The sequence below is a fragment of the Dehalococcoidia bacterium genome (assembly GCA_041649635.1).
Taxonomy (GTDB): domain Bacteria; phylum Chloroflexota; class Dehalococcoidia; order E44-bin15; family E44-bin15; genus JAYEHL01.
The window spans coordinates 39958-61525 of sequence record JBAZMV010000002.1 but is presented as its reverse complement, the minus strand read 5'-3'; the positions used below and the strand labels follow the sequence as shown (position 1 = coordinate 61525).

Below are 21568 nucleotides of genomic sequence, written 5' to 3'. Positions count from 1 at the left end.
CAACAGCCCCCAGATACTACAAGCAACTCCTTATTTTTAACCTTCAGGCGTAAAACAATATAATATTCTTGTATTTCGTAATATTTCCTTGACATATCTCAAGGATTACTATAGAATAGCTATCCTATAGGGTCATATTATATCTCACTATAGTCACATATAATATCGATACAAATAAGCTGTCAAAAAACGCTATCTAGTATAGTGATAAACCACGATTAACATGATAACAGCAGGCAAAAGGATATATACGTGTGTTCACAGAGAGACCGGTGAATAGCTACATATGATTAATAAACCATTGACAGATACTTTATATTCTATTATAATATATTATGTTTTATTATATCATTAGTTTACTAAAATGGTTGACCATTATTACGCGAACTTCTTGAAATCGCCGAATCGGCTGTGGCACATCTGTTTGAGTGTATTGAGATGGAGAACAAGGATAAAGAACAACTTTATAAAGAACTTGAATCCGCTCATCGCCAGCTTGCTGAATGCAAAGCTTCCGAGGCTGAGAAACTCGAACAAATCACTGCTCTTCTTCAAAATGAAGAGCGCTTCAATCTGTTCATTGAGAATTTCCCTGACCCTATCATTTCTTACTCACTGGGCGGCTTAATTCAATACGTAAATAAGAAGACGGAAGAAATCACCGGTTATTCACGCGATGAACTTGTCGGCAAGAACATCGTCGACTCACTGCTGGTATCAAAACGCTCCATTCCTGTAGTTGAAGCTTCACTTGATAAGCAAACCCGCGCCAAACCTATAGCACCCTATGAGATAGAAGGCCTGTCAAAATCCGGAGCTACAATCTTCTTCGAAGTCGTTGGAGTCCCTGTCAGTGTAAAAGGGAAGTCTGAAATATTTGTCATCGCCAGGGATATCACCTCGAAAAAACTTACGGACCAGAAAGCGGAGCAGCTTAAGTCCGTACTGCAATCCATAAGAAGCGCTAATATTTCATCCAGCGCTAAGAAGAATCGCGAACTTATGCTGGAAAAAGCCTGCGATCAACTCCTTCATGTGCGGAAATATCATAACGCATGGGCTGTTTTATTCAATGAAAAGGGCAGCCTTATAGCCAGTGCTAAAGCCGGAATAGGAAATGAATTCAAATCAATCGTCAATCAGTGCAGCACCGGCAAACCGCCGAAGTGTATTAAGCCCTCACTAAACCATGAAGCAATATCCGTAACGAATAATCCTCTCATGGACTGCTGCGAATGTCCATTGTCTATGCTCTATTACGGCAAAGGATGCATGAGCGTCAGCTTCAAATATAACACGGCTTATGGGGTCATTGTAGCTTCAGTTCCCGTCAATATAGTTAATAACATGGAAGAGCACGGCTTCCTTCGTGAGGTCGCAGAATACCTGAGCTCGGCGCTGCACAATATCGAACTGGAAGAGGAAGCCAGTCTTATCGAAGGTTCGCTCAGGCAAAGCGAAGAGAAATACAAGGCCTTATTTGAGCACGCAAACGAAGCTATCTGTATCGCACAGGACTCCATACTTAAACTATGCAATCCTAAGGCCGCAGAGATTACCGGCTACTCAAAAGATGAATTGCATATGAAGCCTTTGACAGATCTGATCCACCCTGATGACATAGAACAGATTCTTAGCAGACACACCAAAAGGGTGAAGGGAAATAAAGTGCCTGATGAAAACTATTTCCGTTTTATCAAGAAATCGGGTGAAATCAGGTGGGCTCAGATGAACACGGTGGCAATTGACTGGGAGGGCCAGCCTGCCACGCTCAATTTTGTAAACGACGTTACCGAACGCAAACGGATGGAAGAAGCGCTATGTGAATCAGAAGAACGGCATAGGGCGCTGGTTGAGGCCTCCAGCAAAGCCGGTATCGGCATGGTAATACTGCAAAGCACTGAAGATCAGGAAGCGTTGATCGTCTTCGCGAACGACGGCGCTATACAAATAACAGGCTATACAAAAGAAGAAATACTATCGAAACCGCTGAGCACATTCATGCCGCCCGATGATTTTTTGATTGTTCTTGAACGATACAGGAACAGACAGAAAGGCATTCCAACCATATCATATTATGAAACATACATCATATACAAAGACGGGTCTATGATCCCCGTCCTCATAAGCGCGGCTACACTGAAGCATCATGACAAAATAGCTACCGTCGTTTATTTCAGAGAAGTGACACAGATTAATAAAACAGGAAAGGCGACAACTCTCCATGCTTAAGAACATTGTCGCCGTAAAATTAGAGCGTGAAATGATCTACCCGCAACCAGTAAGATATAAGAATACCATGGACAGAGTTAAAGAAGTATCGTTCCGCCGATCTGTCCTTCATTTATATGATGGACAGATAAAAGTGACGTTTAACAATGATAATATGGCACAGGCAATTCATAGAACTGAATGGCCATATTCATCGGTTGATAAACCATTAAAAGCATTCTCACTCGACCTTTGACCCCGGCTTGTACACGCGTTGTTTCCAGCTTGTGCCCCTCCCCGTCAAACGCTTGATAACACTAGCCGTGCCGCATACTATCCAGAATGAGATGCTTAAAGGTTGCAGCAGAAAATAACGCTTCGAATGGCGAAAGCGATGGTCTATGATTATTCGCATGAGAAATATGAATAATATCTGTAATACAATTAATAACGAAAAACCGTAGTCCGGGAGCCCCGGTGTGACACGGCCGACAGCTATCAAGAAAGGCAGGATAAAAACGCCGAATACGGCGATTATGATTATAGTGAAGATCAACGGTGACAGCGAAGTAATAGAATAGAACCACTTGCCCATGCCCTCCCATAAAGGACCTAATCTTTCATACATACGGCATGAGATCATACCCGTAAGATCAACCACGCCATGGCGTTTGCCCCGGCGCACAATCTCAATACCAAGCCAGACGTCCTCAAGAATCCTCGACTTAACAATCTCGTGACCGCCCATAGCCCTGTAATCATCAGCCTTAAAGAAAAGGAACTGCCCTATGGCAACGCCCGGCCTCGGTTTTTTTGACCGCTGCACCCACCATAACGGCAGACAGCTTAATATGAAGAAATACATCATCGGTATCGCCACCCTCTGCGCGAAAGAGACCGTATGCTGTAAAGGAAATCCGGACAGCAGAGACACGCCGTGGTTGTGGGAATAAGCTAGCGCGCTGCTAAGCATCTCTGGAGCATGAATGGTATCCGCGTCGGTGAACAGCAGCCAGGAGCCTTTAGCCTCCAGCGAAAGTTGATGGCAGGCATATGTTTTACCCGCCCATCCCTGAGGCAGCGGGGCGCCCCTCAGCAGCCTTACCCTAGGATTGGCCTGCGACATCTCTTGCACTATGTCAGCCGTGCGGTCGGACGATCCGTCATCGAGAACCAGTATTTCGTAATTCGGATAATTCTGCCTCGTTAAAGATTCAAGGCAATTCCTTATATTGCTTTCTTCATTTCTAGCCGGGATAAGAACCGATATCAAAGGCAGGGGATCTGGCAGCGCGCCGTCGTTTTTTCCGAGCCTGTGGAGAGCCCTCAGATTCAAGATGAGGTTAATTATGAAAACAGCAAGACATATGGTGACGGCTGCCTGATAGATATTCCACATATTCTACTGCCTCTAACGGCTGTAACTGCCCCAGGCCTGCGACTGCACTATGTCATCGTTAGAAGCCTGGTTCTTTAGAAAGAAGAAGGAGCACAACACGCCCGCGGTGACAGCATAACCCCAGGAATGTTCGCCCAAATTTAGTATTGGTATTGTCGGATTAAACAGCAGAGCAAACAACATGATCGGAGGCGTGATAATATGCCAGACCTGATTAGCGAGTAAAAATCGCTTGGATACCAGGAATATTAGTAACATAGCCCCGATAGATATTAAGAACGGAATGGGACATATCACCATGAATCCGGCGGCGTAGATAGTCTGTCCCTTGCCACCCTTGCCCTTCAGCCATACGCTCCATATCTGACCTATCGATGCGATGACCATCATTACAAGGTAGGCCCATAGTTCTCCGGCTATCAGATACGCCACATATAAGCACAGGAAGGTCTTAATAATTTCGATGGCGAGGGAAATACTGCCGGGGATCCTGCCGCCGTGTATCATGACGGCCGTGGAGGTTATGTTGCCTGTGCCTATCTTACTGAGGTCTTTCTTGCGGAAAACGCGCATTACGATATGGGCGGTAGGTATGCTGCCCAGAAGATACCCTGCTGCCAGAACGGCGATTATTTGCGTCGCGAGGTTCATTCCATCACCAGTCCCCTCGTAACATATCCCATAAAACGAATATTAAGTATTAATCAAGGCTGTGTCAATGCATAGCGCGCAACAAACCAAATAGTGTAGAATCAAAGCGGATAAATCGGTTTCCTCAGGAGAGTCATGAAAGAAAACGATATCTACATTGAAATAGCAAACAGACTCAATCAGCCCCATTCAAAAATACTACCTCGAATCCTGAAGAAGCTCATCTCGCCTGAAGACGCGAAACTGCTGCTGATGCTCCCCGCCGAGCCGGCCGAGCTGGCGCAACAGACAGGCATGGACGAATCTGCGATCAAACAGAAGCTGCAGGAGTTCCTCGAACGCGGCCTGGTTTTTCCGACAAGCAAGGGCCCACAGTTCGCGCGCGACGCCACACAGCTGCACGACGCCACTCTCTCCAGCGCCGATAAATGGATCGACAATGAGCTTCTCGACCTGTGGAAGGAATACCATGAAACGGAATGGATTCCTTCGACGGCTGAAATACCAAAAGAGATACACATACAGCGGATAAAGGTTCTCCCCGCCGTAAAATCGATAAGGCACAACCCCGCCATCCCATCATCCGACTTGCTTCCTGAAGAGGACATCCGCGAGTTGATCAAGCAAGCCGATCCGATAGCGGTAGTGCCGTGCAGTTGCCGCCGCTCCATGCGGCGCTGCAAGAGCCCGGTGAACATCTGCCTTCAGTTCAACAAGTCGGCAAAATTCCACATCGATAGGAAAGCGGGACGCAAGCTTACTCCGGATGAGGCTATCGACATCGCGCTGCAAGCCGAGGAGGAAGGCCTGATACACACGTGGCCGGTCAGGTCATCGGGAGCCTTCAACGAGCTTTGCAACTGCTGCCGCGATTGCTGCGTCATATTCGACGGGGGCCTGCGCTACAACAACATCGACCGCATACTGGAGAAGAGCCGCTTCCGCGCTGTCGTCGACACCGGCGAATGCACTGGCTGCAACGACTGCGTTGACAGGTGCTTCTTCGGCGCAATAACGCTGGTAAGGTCGCCAGAGACGAAAAAGATGAAGGCCGTTATCGATACCGATAAATGCTACGGATGCGGCGTCTGCGTTGTCTCCTGTCCATACGACGCTATAGCGATGAAGCCCGTTTAATCGCACGTCCTCAACAAAAATTAAAGGGGGCTGTTACAGCCCCCTTTTTGATTACGGTCGACACGGGTTCGACGATTATCTCGCCGCCTGCCGCTTCATGTAGTGCTGCAGAACCAGCTTCGCGCCTTTCATACCTGACTGGCACGACTGGTGCGTGCCCATCCCCACGCCACCGGCGTCGGCGCCCACTATGAACAGGCCGTTTATGGGCGTGGTCTGCTTGGGCTTGTACTTGCCGCACTGACCCACGATCTGCGCCAGGCCGACGCACTCACCGCCCTGACCGGGCAGCACACTGTCGCGCGTGGCCGAAGATATCTCGGCGGGCCCGGTGGCCTGCTTTTCGAAACAGGCGTCCATGAAGCCCGGATATATCTTCTCTATCATTGTATCCAGAAGATCGTTTTGCATTTTGATCTCCGGCGCTTTCGGATCGGGCGAGCAGATAGTGCCCGCGATAACACATTGCTGACCTTCAGGCGCCATGCTCGGATCGTAGTTCGACGGCACCGTGAAGAAGAATATCTCCTCCTCCAGCTTCTGCCCGGCCTTGACCTTGTTATAAAGATCCATGGTCATCCAGGTATAGTCCGCCCAGCACATGGCCATCTGCTCTTTGACGACCTTCTTGTTCAAGAAGTAACGGACGGCGGTGAAGGCCCAACCCGGCACCAGGTCACGTATGTAATTCAGATAACTGCTATCGAACTCCTTCCCGTCGATGAGCTTGAGCATCGTCGGCTGGAGACCCACATCGCTGACGACAATGTTTGAATCGAAATCGCCCTTCGTCGTCGATATGCCCGTGACCCTTCCGTTCGACACTTTAATCTTCTCGACCCGAGTGCCCATCAAAAACTCGCCGCCGTGCGATTTGATGTAATCGGCAACCGTGCCCAGCATGCGCCCGAAGCCGCCTTTGTAATAGCCGCCGCCGCCCGCAGTGGCGATATGCTGCATTATCGCCCCCTGCTCCGAAGCCGCGACCATGTCTATGGGCTCGGCCAGAGATCCATTGGCGTGCATGCAGAAGAAACTGTACAGGCCCCACGGCGTGTTCTTACTCTTAAGCCACTCATCGAAGGTCATCTCGTCCATGGCGCTCAACTGCTCCGGAGTGAGGAAAGCCAGCTCGGCCAGTACGGGAATGGCGTCATTGCGCTCCTTTTCATCGAGCCCCCAGAGATCGAACAGCGGAGTCGGGTCGACGCTGGTCTGAGGCACGGTCTGCGCATTGTATTTATCGGCAGATTTGTGCCTATAGGCCAGCTTGACGGTATCGCATGGTATTGCACCCAACTGGTCTTTGATCCCCAGCTCGTCGTAAAGCAGCCAGAACGCGGAACCCGTCATCGGCACCTGCAGTTTTGGTTCGAGGTCATACTTGAACCCCTTATGTTCAACCGTAATCGCCTTGCCGCCGGCGATCTGGTTCTTATCGACCACCAGCGTCTTCAGCCCCGATTTGCACAGCATCGCGGCACAGGCGATACCTCCCGGACCCGCCCCCATGATAATGACATCGTACCTCTTGTTCGCCATGAAACACCTCCTCTTTTTTAGCTAATCCGATATATAAAGGGCATTACTCTAAAAAGCCCCTCCCAGCACATTGTCACACTCCGGGCACTGGCTTGCGTACCAGTTGGTTTCGGCGGAGCAGCTGGGACAACGCCATCTCTCCGCCTGCTCCGCCAGCCATGAATCTACTCCGACCTCTTTCTGGCGGCGGATGTTCTTGAGCACTTCAGAATGATGAGGAAGGCCGTCATTATTGAAACTTGTCACTAATTCGCAGGGAAATTCGCTGCACTCCGAGCAGCGGGTAAGCCCCTTCGCGAACGCGCAGTCGCGTATCTTGCACTCGCGGCACGGCGCGGCCAGCGTATCCGATAAACAACCTCCGCAGGCAAGGTCTTCGATTTCGACATCATGTCCCAGATACATGGCGACGCCGTCGGCCATAGCCTTCAGCATCGGGGCGTCTTTACGGTTATACGCCGCCCGTATGGAACAGGCGCCGCAATAGAGACCGCAGGGCGCGGCGAATACTTTCCGATCGCCGTTCATAATAAACCGCCTCTCCGGGAAATAATCCCTTAATACTATTTCTGCTCTAACTGAGAGGTGCAGAAGGCGCAGCGGCTGGCCTTAATTGATATCGCAGACTGGCAGTAAGGGCACTCCTTGGTTGTCGGCTCGCCGGGCTTAACTTCCTTTGGCCGGTGCATCTTGTTTATTGAGCGAACCAGGACGAAAATACATAAAGCGATGATTATGAAGTTGATAAGCGTCAGGATGAACTTGCCGTAGTTGAAAGTGACGGCTCCGGCATCATGCGCCGCTTGTATTGTAGCGTAAGGACCGGCGACATCTCCCTCTCTCATGACCCAGAAAAGATTGGAGAAATCCAGATCGCCGAGTGCCATACCTATGGGCGGCATTATGATATCGGACACCAGCGATGATATGATGGCGCCGAAGGCAGCGCCGATGACAATGCCGATTGCCATGTCGATCATATTGCCGCGCATGGCGAATTCCTTGAACTCCTTGAACATTTTCATACTAATAAATCCCTCCTTTGCACGACATTAACTCTTTATGTCAAACTGCCTCACCCTAACTTCACCCGCCACTTGATGTCCTCGACGACCATCTCGGCGCTCTTAGCACAGGCAGGAAGACCGATCCAGCCTGCCGGTTTAACGCCGTCACCAACGTTATACAGATTAAGAATCGGCGTCTTCTGCGGCATGTCTAACCCCGGCCAGCTGTGATAGCCGGGCACATCGCCGCGGAAATAGCTCACCATCAAAAGCTCGGCGCGCTTATCAAAATCAGGAATTTCCTGTTTGAGCTCGGCGACAATCTGCTCCTTGTCCGCCTGTACATCGTACGGCGGCAGTGACGACAGCGGCGTGCCGCCGGCCATGAGCAGGTGTTTACCCTTTGGCGCCAGCTCGGGACATGCGATGCTCGGCGTGTTCATGCAGCTAAGCCTGCGCCCCAGCACGAACACGATTGAGTCGCAATCTACCAGCGGCTCGTCGCTGGCGGCGTGAACCGCGATGAAAGGCGCGGGATGCAACGTATCTTTCATGAGATTTAAATACCAGCGATCGAAGTTATCGGCGCCGGCCAGATCAACTGTCTTGCGCGGGCCGGCGTTGCTGATAACAGCCTTGGCCGCGATATCGACCGACTCGCCGTCGCGCTTGACCGCGGCGCCGACAGCCTTGCCATCCTCCACCACTATCTTTGTAACCTGCGACTGAGTCCACACCTGTCCGCCCCTGGCCTCGATGCCCTTTCGCAGCGACTCCATCAGCTCCAGCGGGCCGCGCGGCGCAATGCCGACAGCCGATGCCTTCGGAGCTTTCAAATAGGCGAAGAACTTACCGGCGGACAGCTCGTCGTCATTAACAAAATGCGTCGGGCTGACAAGCGCCCAGAAGGCGCGGGCGATACGTTCGTTCTCGGTGTACTGCTGCACCCACTGCCTGAGCGATATGTTGTCGGCGGGCTCCTGCCATGCCAGCGCCTTTTTCATCCCGCCCATAACGCGATTCGTTTCCTCTTCGTTCTCCGCCAACGCCGATATGAATGCCCGCATGCCGCCCTTGGCCGGCATATCGTAATCCCTGCCATCTATGCGATATTTAAACGTAGACGCTACCGTAGCTTCGAACTTGGCATCCACGGCATCGAACACCTTCTGTATCACGCCGCCCATCTCTATCTCGATGGCGCCGGTGGTGATCTTGAAACCCTTATGGTCGATGGTGGAGTAACGTCCCCCGATACGCGGCGATTTCTCTACGACGATTGTTTTATATCCCGATGCTACCAGCAGCGCCGCCGCCGACAGCCCCCCTATCCCTGAACCGATAACCAGTACGTCGCAACTCTCACGCGTCATTATTGACCTCAATCTATAAGATTTATCCTGAGTACAAAACAAAGCCCGGGGTCCAGTTTTCAGTCGCCCCCGAGCGGTTAATGCAACATCAGTATCCGCTTTTATATCACAGCGTACGACGGAAGTCAAACATCGATCACGTTCGAGAAATAAATTTGACAGACTTTTTCCACGGTGTTATTTTGTAATTCGATGTAGCGATAGACCCTATGTTATTAAAGGAACAGTGATTGGATGTAATCCATACCTCAGAGTTAACCAAGTACTACGGCAAAGTCCGCGGCATCGAGAATCTGAACCTGAATATCGTCAAGGGAGAGATTTTCGGGTTCCTGGGCCCCAACGGTGCCGGAAAAACAACGACCATACGCATACTTGTCGACCTGATACGCCCCACCCGCGGCAGCGCCAGGATATTCGGCCTCGACGTGCAGAAGCACTCCGTCGAGATACGCAAGCGCATCGGCAACCTGCCCGGCGACGTATCGCTTTACGAGCATCTCACCGGCGACGAGTTCCTTAACCTCATGAGCAGCCTGCACGAGAATCACTCGGGTAAGCGAAAACGGGCGCTGGCCAAACGGCTCGACCTCGATCTGTCGCGCAGGATCAAAACATACTCCAAGGGTATGAAGCAGAAAGTGGCCATCATCCAGGCCATGATGAACGACCCCGAGCTGCTTATCCTGGACGAGCCCACGAGCGGCCTCGATCCGCTGGTTCAGCGCGAGTTCTACGACCTTCTCAAGCGCGAACAGAGCCGCGGCAAAACTATCTTCTTCTCATCGCACATACTGCCCGAGGTGGAACGCGTATGCGACAGGGTCGGGCTGCTGCGAAAAGGCGTGCTGGTCGATGTCGAGAGCATCGATAACCTCAAGTCGAAACGCGTGCGAAAGCTTGAGTTGACCCTTAAGGAAGAGGTCTCTGAGGAACGATTGACGATACCCGGCGTCGAGATATCACGCATCGACGGCAGGCATATCGAGGTGTTTGTGCACGGCCACATCGGCGACCTCATGCCGAAACTGGCCGCATTACCTCTGGAGGACGTGATATTCCCCGAGGCCACACTGGAGGATACTTTCATGAAGTTCTACAGCGGGGGGAAGGCGGAATGAACCGCTATCTGTTCGCTTTCGGTCTCAGATCCAGCCGCGGGGGGCTCATAGCCTGGTCTATCTTCTTCATCCTCTACGGCATCCTGATGGTATACCTGTTCAACCCGATGCAGGACATCGCCGATACCATAGCCGAGTACGCCGAGCAGTTCGGCGCCATGTTCGAGATATTCGCCGGCGACATCGGCTCGCTGCTCAATCCGGACGGCACACTGTCTCTCGGCAAATGGCTCTCGCTGGAGTATCTCTCGATGTGGCCCATGATGATGGCGGTCTACGCCATCTTCTTTGGCGGCAACATCGTGGCCCGCGAGGCAGACAAAGGAACGCTGGACATGCTGCTCTCTCAGCCGGTGAAACGCACCCATGTCATTATGAGCAGGTTCGCCGTGTTCCCGCTGCTGCTGCTGGGCGTGGTAGCGGCCTCGCTTATCGGGATTGTAATCGGCATGGCTATAATAGGCACAACGACGGATATCGCCGGCATATGCCTGGTCTTCCTGCCCGGCGTACTGTTGCCGCTGGCCGTGGCCAGCTACTCGATGCTGTTCTCCTGCATTTTCCTTGAGCCGCGCAAGGTGCTGATGGCCGCCGGCTCGCTTACCGGCCTGTTCTTCCTGCTCAACATCTTATCCGACACCATCGACAGCCTTGACTGGATCGGATATCTGTCGATCTTCCACTATTACGCGCCCGGCGAGATAGCCGCCGACTTCAACGTCGACTGGCTGGGTATCGGCGTTTATATAGCGATAATCGCCATATGTACCGTAGCCTCGATATTCGTCTTCCAGCGCCGCGACATAGCGGCCTAGAGATTCATCGATTCCGAGTAGGCTCCGAGTGCAAAAGAGAAAAGCCTGATGTCTCTACCCATCTATTTGACATTAAATAGCACATAAGGGTTTTTTGTTTTTCTGTTTACTCACGAGATTTGACCTCAGACGCATAAATAAAGTAGACTACAAGAAACTTAATCGTTTAACGCGCGGGAGGTATTATATGAACAAATATCCAACGTTATTCAGCCAGGGCAGCATCGGGAAGCTCAAACTGAAGAACAGGCTCGTAATGAACGCTATGGGAACGGTCCTCACCGACGGGACGGGAAACCCCTCCCAGCGCATGCTCGATTACTACAGAGCCCGCGCCGCCGGAGGCATCGGGCTCGTCACGACCCAGTGCGCCGGCGTCAGCAAGGACGGCTCGCCCGGCTGGGAGCTCGGCATATATAACGATTCGTTCATACCCGGCATCAAGTCCGTAGTCGACACGATACATCAAGCCGGAAGCAAGGCCTCCATCCAGCTCATGCACAACGGATTACTGATCACCTTCAGCGGATTCGTGCCCGAAGGCATGATTATCAAGGTTCCGTCTATAACGCCGTGGCTGAACCCTGTCTGGAAATACTCCGAGATTACGGAGGAAGAGATAGAGCGCTACATAGACGACTTCGCCCAGGCGGCGCGGCGCGCCAAGGAAGCCGGAGCCGACGCCGTCGAGTTGCACGCCTGCCACGGCTGTCTGGTCAGCACGTTCATGTCGCCGATAACCAATCGCCGCACCGATAAATACGGCGGCTCAAAGGAAAACCGGCTGCGTTTCGCGAAACGAATCGTTGAGCAGATAAATAAAGCCACCGGCAAGGCCTTCCCTCTCATCGTTAAGATAAACGCCACGGACGACCTCGAAGGCGGCATCTCCATGGAAGAGGTGCTGTATCAGGCCAAGGAACTTGAAAAAGCCGGCGCGAACGCCATCTCTGTCTCTTCCAGTCTCGAGTTCTGGTGTGCTTCGAGCATACCTTGCTACGCGTATCCCGACGGCGCGATGCTGGCTCTGGCCGAGAAAGTGAAAAAGGCGGTCAAGATACCCGTAATCGTAGCCGGCAAGATCGACGCCGCACTCGGCGAGAAAACACTAAAGGCCGGCAAGGCCGATTTCATCGCTATGGGACGACCGGTGCTGGCCGACCCGGAACTGCCCAACAAGCTGCGCGCGGGCAAGCTCGATGAGATATGCCCGTGTGTTTACTGCAACAACTGCGTCAAGACCGACCCGGGAGCGGGGCCGTGTTCGGTGAACCCGTTCCTCTTCCGCGAGGCCAAGCTGCCATTTCCGAAGGCCGATAAGGCCAAGACAATAATGGTTGTCGGCGGAGGCATCGCGGGCATGGAGGCGGCCATCCTCATGTCGCAGCGCGGCCACAAAGTATCGCTGCACGAGAAAGGCACCACGCTTGGAGGCCAGTGGACCATCGCGGCCAACGTGCCGGGCAAAGAGCGTTTTAACGACTTCACCGCGTACCTCGAGCGACAGCTGAAGAAATCCAGCGTCAAGGTGAAGATGAAATCCGAGATCAAAAAGGAAGACATCGTCGGTTCCAGGCCCGACGCTGTAGTGATCGCAACAGGAGCCGTCCCCTGCTCCCTCCCGATCAAGGGCGCGGACGGCAAGAACGTGGTTCAGGCACTCGATGTCATAACCGGCAAAGCCAAGATTAAGGGCAAATGCGTAGTCATCGGCGGGCGCTTCATCGGGCTGGAGGTCGCTCTGCTGCTGGCCGAACAGGGCAAGGACGTGACGATTGTGACCAAGGCGATGCTGGGAGAGAACGGCAGCAAGCTGGAGCGCATGACCTACCGCACGCTGGCGCGCAAGCTCATCGACCTGCGCATGCCGATGTTCGTCAATACAAGCGTAATCGAGATTTCCGATAAGGCCGTGACCATGAACTGGGGCGGCGAGATATTCTCCATCCCTGCCGATACCGTTATCCTGGCCGTGGGCGCAAAGGCTGTCAACAATCTGGTACAGGAAATCGAAGGCCTGGCGCCCGAAATCCACGTCATCGGCGACGCGGCCAATCCCAGCGACGCGGCGGCTGCGGTGGCCACCGCGGCAAAGCTAGCCGCGAAGATATAAAGACTCGCTTGTGTGTAAACACGTTTAGGCATAGCTTTTCTATTTTTTCTTTGAGCGATTGAATTGAAAACAAAAATCGCGGCTTTCTTAATATTAATCTACGAACTATTTGCTACAATTTTTGTCAGCAGGGGTATTTCCTCTAATGATTGCGGTATCAACCCCATTCCTCCTTACTTAACGCCCTCACTCCTCATCGCATCCTTCCTGCTCCTCATCGCCGCATGCACACTTTGGACTAAAATAAGAAGAATTGCGTGGTGGAACTGCCTAATCCTCGCATTCATCAACCTGGGAATTATGTGCTGGGGTATCATATATTATCTTGGCACTCATTGTGATGGGCCATATCAAATCACACCGGACACAGGTGCAGCAAAGATAACTATTATTGCAGCAATTATCATCGCATTGTCTCTGCTTCTTCTCTTATCGGATATAAAGCACATCCACCACCTAACCACGGAAAATGTGAAGAAGCAAACTGCATCTCATTTACCAGTAGCAATATTCGTAATATTTATATTCTTCTTCATCATAATGATGCTCTTTTCTTCTGTTGGTGGCACATTCTGCTCTTCCCGAGAGGCTGCCTATAGTACCACTCGTGAAGAAATGCGAAACGCGGTTGCCTACTATATGTCCGATTCCAACAACTCTTCTCAACTGCCCATAATAAACGAGAGCGCCACATTCACACTAACTCATCCTAACGGCTCGTATTACATCATAAATTTTTCGGAACTACTCATTAGCAACGGCGGCCTTCTCAGAGAAGTGCCGGACGGATGTATCGCACTGGCAGGCCCCAATAATGATAATTGCGATGGCGGTATTAATGGATGCCACGATACTTTCCACTATATCTGGGGCGTGGATAATGAGGGAAACGTCGTCTCGCAATTCATCAACTCTTCCGAGATGAATATATGCCAGTGCAACACATGCGACGGTTATCAGGGAGTCTGGCCTTAATATGAGTTTATTATGAAAAAAGCCATCATCATCGGCGCGTCATCCGGCATGGGGCGTGATCTGGCCAAAGTCCTCGTCCGACACGACTACATCGTCGGCATCACCGGCCGCCGCACCGAGCTGCTGCAGGAGCTGCAAGCTGAGCTTTCGGACAAATGCCATATGCGAACCATGAACGTCGCCGACACGCCGAACGCCATCGCAACATTCAACGATCTCGTCGCCGAGATGGGCGGAGTCGATCTGGTGGTCATCAGCGCCGGCACCGGCCACGGCACCCCCGACCTGCAATGGCCCAACGAGAAAGATACCATCGACACGAATGTCCTCGGCTTCACCGCGATCGCCGACACCGCCTTCAACTACTTCGTCCAGCAGGGCCGCGGCCACCTCGTCGGCATATCATCGATAGCGGCGATACGCGGCGGGCGCTACGCCCCGGCCTACAACGCCTCCAAGGCCTACGTCTGCAACTATCTGGAGGGGCTGCGCCACATGGCCATGAAGACAAAACTGCCCATCTACGTGACCGACATCCAGCCCGGATTCGTGGACACGCGCATGGCGCAGGGGGATAACATATTCTGGCGAGCGTCGACTGAAAAGGCCGCGCAGCAGATATACCGCGCCATCGAGAGGAAGAAGCCGCACGCCTATGTCACGCGACGCTGGCGGCTCATCGCCTGGGTAATGAAGGTCATGCCGAATTGGTTTTACAGAATGGGATAGAGGATAAAACTACTCCGCCGACTTTACCTGCAACGGCCCGATTTCTTGAGGTATAAGCGTTATATTCTCCAAAGGAAGTATCACAAACTCCTTTGTTATATATGACTTATTCCCTTCTTTATACCACGGCACGCAAATAGCATTGTCGCCATATATCCTGAGCACTACCATGCTCTGATTTGAAGATGTCACAAAATATTCCTTCTCTGTTCTAGCCACGTCTCTTCCAGCATCTATAGATAACCAGAAAAATATAAATATGCAGATTAAGGTAATTGCAACCATAGACAATCTACGTGCTTCTTGCCTATCTGGAGATAGATTAGCTGTAAATGAAACAAGAGTTTTGCTCCAAACAGGCCCTACCAAGCTGAGAAAAAAAGCTATTATTAATACACTCCATTGCCAAGCTTGATCAAGAAGTATCCGATAATAAATCCAATATATAAATACTGTGGTTCCAAATATTAGTACACTTGTAATCAAAACAACTCTTTCGTCACTTGATATTAAAACAGCTTTTTCCTTATTCGCCTCCTTCTTTATATCATCAGTCTCTATTCCTTTTCTCCCTCTTCCCCTTTCCTGTCGTCTGGTCCTTTCCAAAGGATAAAGAAGAATAAGTAGAATACCACCTATAACCGCCAAAACAAATATGATCAGAAAAGGGGTTAAAGGTATCAAGAAGCCATATCGGATATTGCAATACTGAATTGGGTAATAAGAGAAGATGAACAAAAAAACGACTAACGTTATAAAAGATAGGTTCCGAAATTTTCTTACAATATGAGGTAATAGCTCAGCAAACAGAAATACCGAGAAAGGGAAAATGCTTATCAAAAAACGCGTCCAGTTTATAATAATTAGATCATAAGGTATACCAAAGTAATAACAGTATCCTATCTCATAAATGTACGCACATAAGTAGGCAAGGCCAGAGATTAGAGCTATTATGACTGCTGGTTCTAGAAGCCAATCTTTAATCGGACGTTTTTGAGGTACTGCTGTTACTTCAGATTCAACTCTAGTTTCTTTGACTTCTTCCATGTCTGACATTATACCATCCCCCAAAGAGGTGCAAGAGACTACTGTCAGTAGTTACAAAAATACAATCCTTGCCCATCGACTTTTCCGGTAGTATCATGTCTCCATGAAGGACAACTGCCCCACCTGCGATAGGCCGGCGACCATCGGCGCGCCCTATGTCCGCGTTGCGCCGGACACGCATGAGAAGCTGTCGATCTTATCGCAGGATTCGCAGTACGACCTGGCCTGCGCCTGCGGCGTGAATGAGACCGACGCACGCCGCCGCTCCAGGGACGACAGGTGGATATACCCCGTCACGTTTGAGAACGGGCGCAAGACCTTCCTCTTCAAAACGCTGGTATCCAACGAATGCCTGAATGACTGCCGCTACTGCCCGCTGCGGGTCGGCATCGACAGCAGGCGCTGCACACTGACGCCGGAAGAAACAGCTAAAGCCTTCCTCGAATACTACCGCGCGCGACGCGTGCAGGGCATCTTCCTCACCAGCGGCATGACGAATACGCCGGACGATTCTATGGATCGGATTATCGCCGCCGCCGACATTTTACGGAGGGGCGGTTTCAGAGGCTACATGCACCTCAAGGTCATCCCCGGCGCATCGGACGCCGCCGTCGAGCGGGCCGTGTCGCTGGCCAGCGCCGTTTCCATCAACATCGAGACGGCGGGCGAGGAGCACTTTCAAAAGCTTGGCCGCAGCAAGAACTACCTGGACGATATCATCCGACCGATGAAGCTCATAAGCAAGCTGACCGAGCCGGAGTCGAGATACAGCCGCGTGCATCAAACGACCCAGTTCGTCGTCGGCGCATCGGATGAGACCGACAGCGAGATCGTAAAATACTCGTGGGGCCTTTACAAACGGCTGGGGCTCAACCGCGTGTACTTCAGCGCCTACCAGCGCGGGCTGGGCGAAGAGGGGCTGCCCGGCGAGCGGTCAGCGCTGAGCAACGCCGACCTGCTGAACCGCGAGCACCGGCTTTACCAGACCGACTGGCTCATACGCAAGTACGGCTTCAGCGAGGAGGAGATACCTTTCGAGAGCGACGGCAACCTGTCGCTGACGACCGACCCGAAAGAGCTGTGGGCCATGCGCCATCCCGAGGTGTTCCCTATCGATATCAACCGCGCCGACAAGTTCGAGCTGCTGCGCGTCCCCGGGCTGGGGCCGGTTACGGTGAATACGATATTACGCCTGCGCAAGAACGGTGGCAGGATTCGCTCGATGGACGCGCTGGGAACGGTAGGCAAGCGGCTCGGCAAAGCACAAGAATACGTTAAGTTTGGATATTAGGGTAATTGATATTACAATGTCATCATCCTTCCACAGTTTGGAAAGATGATTTAGACGTAGGGGCGAACCTATGTGTTCGCCCACCCTGGATTGCCCGATCAAGTCGGGCAATGACATATATGACAGGAGGCAAATATGTTCGGCTACTTCATGTTCCTATCGGCAATACCCGGCTTTTTCTTAAGCTCCTTCTTCCTCATGCTGCTATGGAGCGTCATAGCGCCGGACCTGGGTTGGAGCAAAATAGACTATCCCATGGCTATGCTCATAACATTCACGCTGTGGATAGCTGTATCGCCGTTGGCAGCGGTCGCCGCCAGCCGCAAGAAATGGTGGAAATAATCACACGGAAATATATAGATACTACGAACGAGGGGAATTCTTATTGACAGAGACTGACTTTTGGGATACCCTATCTCTGTCATCTCGGCTCTATTCAATCTTATACTATTTTGATGCGCGTTTATATTCGATAGAGAATATTTATGAACAAAGCGTCAGTCCACCACACCCGTAGCAGCACTTCGTTATGTGATTTCCCCGATATTCCAAGCAGTATCGCAAAATGTCAGTCAAATTATGCCATAAAATGCATAAAAAGATTTAATTTTGCCACGCAGAAACGTTTCTAGATAACTCATTAATAACTATTGCGAAAGCAAAGAAAGGCGGAACTATGACAGACGTAAAGCAGATGAAAGTATTTACCCCCGGCAAAATCGGCTCACTTCAACTTCGTAATCGAACTATCAGAGCCGGTTGTTTTGAGGGCATGTGTCCCAACGCAACGCCGGGTGAAGCCCTTCTCAAACATCACCAGGCCGTAGCGCACGGCGGCATAGGCATGACCACCGTGTCATATTGCGCCGTAGCTAAAGACGGCGTTGCTTTCGGTCATGAGATGTATATGCGACCGGAAATAATACCAATCCTTAAAAAAATGACCGATGCCATACACGCGGAGGGAGCTGCCGCCAGTGTACAGTTAGGACACTGCGGCTTCTTTGCTAACAAATCCGCGGCCGGTTATACGCCCATGGGACCGTCACGCAAGTTCTGCATGTTCCGTTACAGCATCTGCCGACCCATGACCGAAGAAGATATGAACAGGGTCAGGGAGGACTTCGGCAAAGCGGCCCAGATGGCGCGCGAGGCCGGCTTCGATGCCGTTGAGATACACGCCGGACACGGCTATCTGCTCAGCCAGTTCCTATCGCCGTGGACCAACAGCCGCAAGGATCAATACGGCGGATCGCTGGAGAACCGCATGAGATTCCCGGCATCGGTAATAGAACACGTCAGGAAGGTGATGGGCCCGGACTTTCCGATACTGGTCAAGATGAACACCGAAGACGGCTTTAAGAACGGTATCACAATCGATGAAGCCGTACAGGTAGCAAAGCGCTTCGAACAGGCGGGAGCGAGCGCGCTGATCCCAAGCTGCGGGTTCACCGCCAAGACCTCGTTCCACATGATGCGAGGGAACCTGCCCAAGAAAGAATACATTAAGTACGAAAAGAATATCGTCACAAAAATAGGCTTGCAACTTTTTGCCGGCCTCATATTAAAGATCGTCCCCTTCGAGGAGATGTTCCTCTTCGATCTATCAAAACAGATAAAGAACGCCGTTAAGATCCCCGTTGTATACGTCGGCGGTGTATGCTCTCTCGATAACATGAAAAAGGTTATGGATGAAGGTTTCGAATTCCTTGAGCTCGGCCGGGCTACCATAAAAGATCCCGACTTCGTTAACAGGCTGATAGCCGGTGAGATAACGGCCTCCGACTGCGACCATTGCAACAAGTGCGTCGCCGAAATGTCAGGGCCCAACGGCGTCAAGTGCGTATGCAATGAACTCGCGGCGGCAGGGGCGGCAACAAAGTAGAACGCTTGAGCACGTCGATAAGGCATCAGATGTTGATAGATTAATCTACCGGATTAATAAAAATCGCGGGAGGCAGTATGAAGAACGTAGCGATCACCGGCGTCTCCGGATATCTCGGCACCCTGCTGGCCAAAAGGATTTTACAGGAACCGGAGGTGGAGCACCTCATCGGAATGGATATCAAAGAACCCGATATCCAATCACCCAAATTCACCTTTATTAAGCACGACGTGAGACAGCCTTTCGGTAACATCTTATCTGAAAACAAAATCGACACGGCGATACATTTTGCGTTCATCGTAGCCCCTATACATGCCGAAGCAATGGCGCACGAAATAAATATAAAAGGCTCCCAGAACTTCATGGCTGCCGCCGCCGAGGCCAAGGTGGAGCAGGTATTCTACATGGGCAGTTATTCGGCCTATGGGGCATGGCGTGATAATCCCACATTCACCGAGGATATGCCGCTTAAGCCCAACCCCGATTTCCCCTACCCGTCAGATAAGGCCGAGGTTGATCACATGTTTCAGAAATTCGCCACGGAGCACCCGGATATCAAGGTAACCATAGGCCGAACGGCGGCGGTGACGGGACCCGGCGGCGCTAAATGCGGCCTAACAGTGCTATTCCTTCCTGTAATGATCAAACCCATAGGTCTTGATTCAACATGGCAATTCATCCACGAAGATGACCTGGTCGATATAATCACACTCCTGGCTAAACAAAGGAAGGCAGGAATATTCAACTTTACAGCCCAGGGCGCATACAAATATTCCGAGATAATAAAAATGCTGGGGAAACCTTCTATCTCTTTGCCCTCCTGGCTTCTTTACTGGGGCATTAAGATAACATGGCGGCTAAAGCTGCAGTCCAAGGCACAGGCCGGCGCATTGCGTATGATCCAATATTCTACACTAATGAGCGGCGAGAAATTAATCAAGGAGACGGGCTACAAATACCGCTACACGGGACCGGAGGCGTTCGACATATTCCTAGAGGTCATGGGCAAAAAGAAGCCTGCAAGCTGCAGTTGCCAAGAGTAAACTACATTGAATCGACAATCTAAAAGGCCCCGAATACGGGGCCTTTTCTTTTCTCATAGAATCCGCTTAAGTGCGCTTCAGTGATTCGACCGTTTTCTTGCGGCATCGACAAATGACTGGAATGCCTCATCTCCAGTATGCTTGAACTTAAATCCGGTCTCCTTCTTCAGCTTTTCGGTACTTAATACCATCGGGTACATCAATATGTCGGATGATTTGCCGCTTGGCGACTCGTTCTGCAGATGCAGATACCAGGTCAGATTGGTGATAAAGGCGCTCACTTTATTAGGCAGCGCGATGCACCTCTTTCCTATCTTGGACATCATCTCGGAATAAAGGACGGCTCCGTCGCCGGCTACGTTGAACACTCCCTTGTGCCCCTTCTTCAGCAGGAAAACCGTGATCTCCACAAGGTCTTCCTCATGCACGAACTGCCACTCCGGATCATAGCCCTTGATACATACGGCAACGGGATTCCTTAAGAAAGCTGCCAGAGGCCCTCCGTCGCTCTCAGGCCCGGCTACTGCCGAGGCGCGCAGAATCGAAACGCATGTATCCGAATTCTGCTTCATGAACTCCTGGAACATTTTATCCACCTCAGCTTTGTGATGAGGATACTGGAACCCGGCGTTCGGTCTAAGGGGAGCGTCTTCAGCTAGCGGTTTTTGTGTGTTCTCAGGATAAGCCCCGTAAGCCGTATAGCTGCTGAGAAAGGAGACTTTCTTCACCGAAGCCTTCTTGCACGCATTGAGGAAATTCTTTGAGCCGTCGACATCTATCGCTCGAGCGGCCTTTACATCGCGCGCGGCCCCGACCGTGAAAGCGAGGTGGATAGCTGAATCGACATTGTTCTCGGCGAAAATCTTATCGAAAGGTTCGCGAATATCGTGGGAGTAGAACTTAAGCTTGGACGATGAGACCTTGGGGGCTCTCCTGCTTATCCCTATTATGCGCTCGACACTATCGTCGCGTTCCAAACGGCTTATCAACTGCTGACCGAGATACCCGGATGCGCCCGTAACAACAACGTTCTTCATCGTGCTTCTCCAATCCTTCGACTAATCCGATAGTCATGTGATTGTTTATTCGATAGGCAACTCGGAGTCTGGTTGTTAATCTTCGCCTAAAACTAATGATAAATATATCAATAAAATTAGTAAAGACTTTACTGCTACATAAAAAGGTATAAATGCCATCTCATGGGAGGCCCCACGGACATCATTGGGAAT

The 21568-nt window shown here is 51.3% G+C and carries 19 protein-coding genes; 11 read left to right on the top strand and 8 right to left on the bottom strand.

Annotated features, from left to right (window positions below; genetic code table 11):
• The first annotated feature begins 411 nt into the window (after positions 1-411).
• Positions 412-2232 carry a PAS domain S-box protein gene (locus WC562_04140; GenBank protein ID MFA5055349.1) on the top strand — a complete coding sequence of 607 codons (1821 nt, stop codon included), beginning with the start codon at positions 412-414 and terminating at the stop codon, positions 2230-2232.
• A 220-nt stretch (positions 2233-2452) separates the two neighbouring features.
• Here the strand turns inward: WC562_04140 and WC562_04135 are convergent, their stop codons facing one another.
• Both WC562_04135 and WC562_04130 read right to left on the bottom strand, forming a co-directional pair.
• On the bottom strand, positions 2453-3610 hold the full coding sequence (locus tag WC562_04135; GenBank protein MFA5055348.1) for a glycosyltransferase family 2 protein: 1158 nt from the start codon (positions 3608-3610) through the stop codon (positions 2453-2455).
• A gap of 12 nt (positions 3611-3622) precedes the next feature.
• Positions 3623-4261, bottom strand: a complete 639-nt coding sequence (locus WC562_04130; protein MFA5055347.1) for a glycerol-3-phosphate acyltransferase — start codon at positions 4259-4261, stop codon at positions 3623-3625.
• Between the two features lie 135 nt (positions 4262-4396).
• Here WC562_04130 and WC562_04125 point away from each other — a divergent pair, with 135 nt between their 5' ends.
• On the top strand, positions 4397-5398 hold the full coding sequence (locus WC562_04125; GenBank protein MFA5055346.1) for a 4Fe-4S binding protein: 1002 nt from the start codon (positions 4397-4399) through the stop codon (positions 5396-5398).
• Between the two features lie 75 nt (positions 5399-5473).
• Here the strand turns inward: WC562_04125 and WC562_04120 are convergent, their stop codons facing one another.
• Genes WC562_04120 through WC562_04105 form a run of 4 tightly spaced genes read right to left on the bottom strand, consistent with a single transcriptional unit; the run spans position 5474 to position 9320 of the window.
• The gene (locus WC562_04120) at positions 5474-6940 is read right to left on the bottom strand and encodes an NAD(P)/FAD-dependent oxidoreductase (GenBank protein MFA5055345.1); all 1467 of its coding nucleotides are present in this window, start codon (positions 6938-6940) and stop codon (positions 5474-5476) included.
• A 48-nt stretch (positions 6941-6988) separates the two neighbouring features.
• A complete protein-coding gene (locus tag WC562_04115) occupies positions 6989-7468 on the bottom strand; it encodes a DUF3795 domain-containing protein (GenBank protein ID MFA5055344.1) in 480 nt (159 codons plus the stop codon).
• Between the two features lie 35 nt (positions 7469-7503).
• A complete protein-coding gene (gene mscL / locus WC562_04110; protein ID MFA5055343.1) occupies positions 7504-7959 on the bottom strand; it encodes a large-conductance mechanosensitive channel protein MscL in 456 nt (151 codons plus the stop codon).
• Between the two features lie 56 nt (positions 7960-8015).
• Entirely contained in the window at positions 8016-9320 is a 1305-nt protein-coding gene (locus tag WC562_04105) for an NAD(P)/FAD-dependent oxidoreductase (protein MFA5055342.1), read from the bottom strand.
• 230 nt (positions 9321-9550) lie between these two features.
• On the opposite strand from WC562_04105, the gene WC562_04100 reads away from it, so the two are divergent.
• The 5 genes from WC562_04100 (at position 9551) to WC562_04080 (ending at position 15073) form a co-directional block, all read left to right on the top strand.
• Positions 9551-10441 carry an ABC transporter ATP-binding protein gene (locus WC562_04100; protein ID MFA5055341.1) on the top strand — a complete coding sequence of 297 codons (891 nt, stop codon included), beginning with the start codon at positions 9551-9553 and terminating at the stop codon, positions 10439-10441.
• On the top strand, positions 10438-11256 hold the full coding sequence (locus WC562_04095; GenBank protein ID MFA5055340.1) for an ABC transporter permease subunit: 819 nt from the start codon (positions 10438-10440) through the stop codon (positions 11254-11256). The genes WC562_04100 and WC562_04095 overlap by 4 nt, the downstream gene beginning before the upstream one ends.
• 187 nt (positions 11257-11443) lie before the next feature.
• Positions 11444-13369 (top strand): FAD-dependent oxidoreductase, encoded by a 1926-nt coding sequence (locus tag WC562_04090; GenBank protein ID MFA5055339.1) that lies wholly within the window; start codon positions 11444-11446, stop codon positions 13367-13369.
• A 63-nt stretch (positions 13370-13432) separates the two neighbouring features.
• Positions 13433-14344 carry a hypothetical protein gene (locus WC562_04085; protein MFA5055338.1) on the top strand — a complete coding sequence of 304 codons (912 nt, stop codon included), beginning with the start codon at positions 13433-13435 and terminating at the stop codon, positions 14342-14344.
• A gap of 12 nt (positions 14345-14356) precedes the next feature.
• Positions 14357-15073 carry an SDR family NAD(P)-dependent oxidoreductase gene (locus WC562_04080; protein ID MFA5055337.1) on the top strand — a complete coding sequence of 239 codons (717 nt, stop codon included), beginning with the start codon at positions 14357-14359 and terminating at the stop codon, positions 15071-15073.
• Between the two features lie 9 nt (positions 15074-15082).
• Here WC562_04080 and WC562_04075 read toward each other — a convergent pair whose 3' ends face one another.
• A complete protein-coding gene (locus tag WC562_04075; GenBank protein MFA5055336.1) occupies positions 15083-16129 on the bottom strand; it encodes a hypothetical protein in 1047 nt (348 codons plus the stop codon).
• Positions 16130-16223: 94 nt separating this feature from the next.
• Between WC562_04075 and WC562_04070 the strand changes: the two genes are divergently transcribed.
• The 4 genes from WC562_04070 to WC562_04055 all read left to right on the top strand — a co-directional run bounded on the left by WC562_04070 (position 16224) and on the right by WC562_04055 (position 20339).
• Positions 16224-17411, top strand: a complete 1188-nt coding sequence (locus WC562_04070) for a radical SAM protein (protein MFA5055335.1) — start codon at positions 16224-16226, stop codon at positions 17409-17411.
• Positions 17412-17546: 135 nt separating this feature from the next.
• A complete protein-coding gene (locus WC562_04065) occupies positions 17547-17753 on the top strand; it encodes a hypothetical protein (protein MFA5055334.1) in 207 nt (68 codons plus the stop codon).
• A 334-nt stretch (positions 17754-18087) separates the two neighbouring features.
• Complete coding sequence (locus WC562_04060) at positions 18088-19296, top strand: NADH:flavin oxidoreductase (protein MFA5055333.1); 1209 nt, start codon at positions 18088-18090, stop codon at positions 19294-19296.
• 77 nt (positions 19297-19373) lie between these two features.
• On the top strand, positions 19374-20339 hold the full coding sequence (locus WC562_04055) for an NAD-dependent epimerase/dehydratase family protein (protein ID MFA5055332.1): 966 nt from the start codon (positions 19374-19376) through the stop codon (positions 20337-20339).
• 77 nt (positions 20340-20416) lie between these two features.
• Here the strand turns inward: WC562_04055 and WC562_04050 are convergent, their stop codons facing one another.
• The gene (locus tag WC562_04050; protein ID MFA5055331.1) at positions 20417-21376 is read right to left on the bottom strand and encodes an NAD-dependent epimerase/dehydratase family protein; all 960 of its coding nucleotides are present in this window, start codon (positions 21374-21376) and stop codon (positions 20417-20419) included.
• Between the last annotated feature and the right edge of the window lie 192 nt (positions 21377-21568).

What these genes read in the sequence shown, in the direction of transcription:
- WC562_04105 (MFA5055342.1), bottom strand. Translation starts at nt 9,320, where the DNA reads ATGACGCGTGAGAGTTGCGACGTACTGGTTATCGGTTCAGGGATAGGG.
- WC562_04095 (MFA5055340.1), top strand. Translation starts at nt 10,438, where the DNA reads ATGAACCGCTATCTGTTCGCTTTCGGTCTCAGATCCAGCCGCGGGGGG.
- WC562_04055 (MFA5055332.1), top strand. Translation starts at nt 19,374, where the DNA reads ATGAAGAACGTAGCGATCACCGGCGTCTCCGGATATCTCGGCACCCTG.
- mscL (MFA5055343.1), bottom strand. Translation starts at nt 7,959, where the DNA reads ATGTTCAAGGAGTTCAAGGAATTCGCCATGCGCGGCAATATGATCGAC.
- WC562_04080 (MFA5055337.1), top strand. Translation starts at nt 14,357, where the DNA reads ATGAAAAAAGCCATCATCATCGGCGCGTCATCCGGCATGGGGCGTGAT.
- WC562_04065 (MFA5055334.1), top strand. Translation starts at nt 17,547, where the DNA reads ATGTTCGGCTACTTCATGTTCCTATCGGCAATACCCGGCTTTTTCTTA.
- WC562_04075 (MFA5055336.1), bottom strand. Translation starts at nt 16,129, where the DNA reads ATGTCAGACATGGAAGAAGTCAAAGAAACTAGAGTTGAATCTGAAGTA.
- WC562_04090 (MFA5055339.1), top strand. Translation starts at nt 11,444, where the DNA reads ATGAACAAATATCCAACGTTATTCAGCCAGGGCAGCATCGGGAAGCTC.
- WC562_04135 (MFA5055348.1), bottom strand. Translation starts at nt 3,610, where the DNA reads ATGTGGAATATCTATCAGGCAGCCGTCACCATATGTCTTGCTGTTTTC.
- WC562_04125 (MFA5055346.1), top strand. Translation starts at nt 4,397, where the DNA reads ATGAAAGAAAACGATATCTACATTGAAATAGCAAACAGACTCAATCAG.
- WC562_04130 (MFA5055347.1), bottom strand. Translation starts at nt 4,261, where the DNA reads ATGAACCTCGCGACGCAAATAATCGCCGTTCTGGCAGCAGGGTATCTT.
- WC562_04070 (MFA5055335.1), top strand. Translation starts at nt 16,224, where the DNA reads ATGAAGGACAACTGCCCCACCTGCGATAGGCCGGCGACCATCGGCGCG.
- WC562_04050 (MFA5055331.1), bottom strand. Translation starts at nt 21,376, where the DNA reads ATGAAGAACGTTGTTGTTACGGGCGCATCCGGGTATCTCGGTCAGCAG.
- WC562_04060 (MFA5055333.1), top strand. Translation starts at nt 18,088, where the DNA reads ATGACAGACGTAAAGCAGATGAAAGTATTTACCCCCGGCAAAATCGGC.
- WC562_04115 (MFA5055344.1), bottom strand. Translation starts at nt 7,468, where the DNA reads ATGAACGGCGATCGGAAAGTATTCGCCGCGCCCTGCGGTCTCTATTGC.
- WC562_04120 (MFA5055345.1), bottom strand. Translation starts at nt 6,940, where the DNA reads ATGGCGAACAAGAGGTACGATGTCATTATCATGGGGGCGGGTCCGGGA.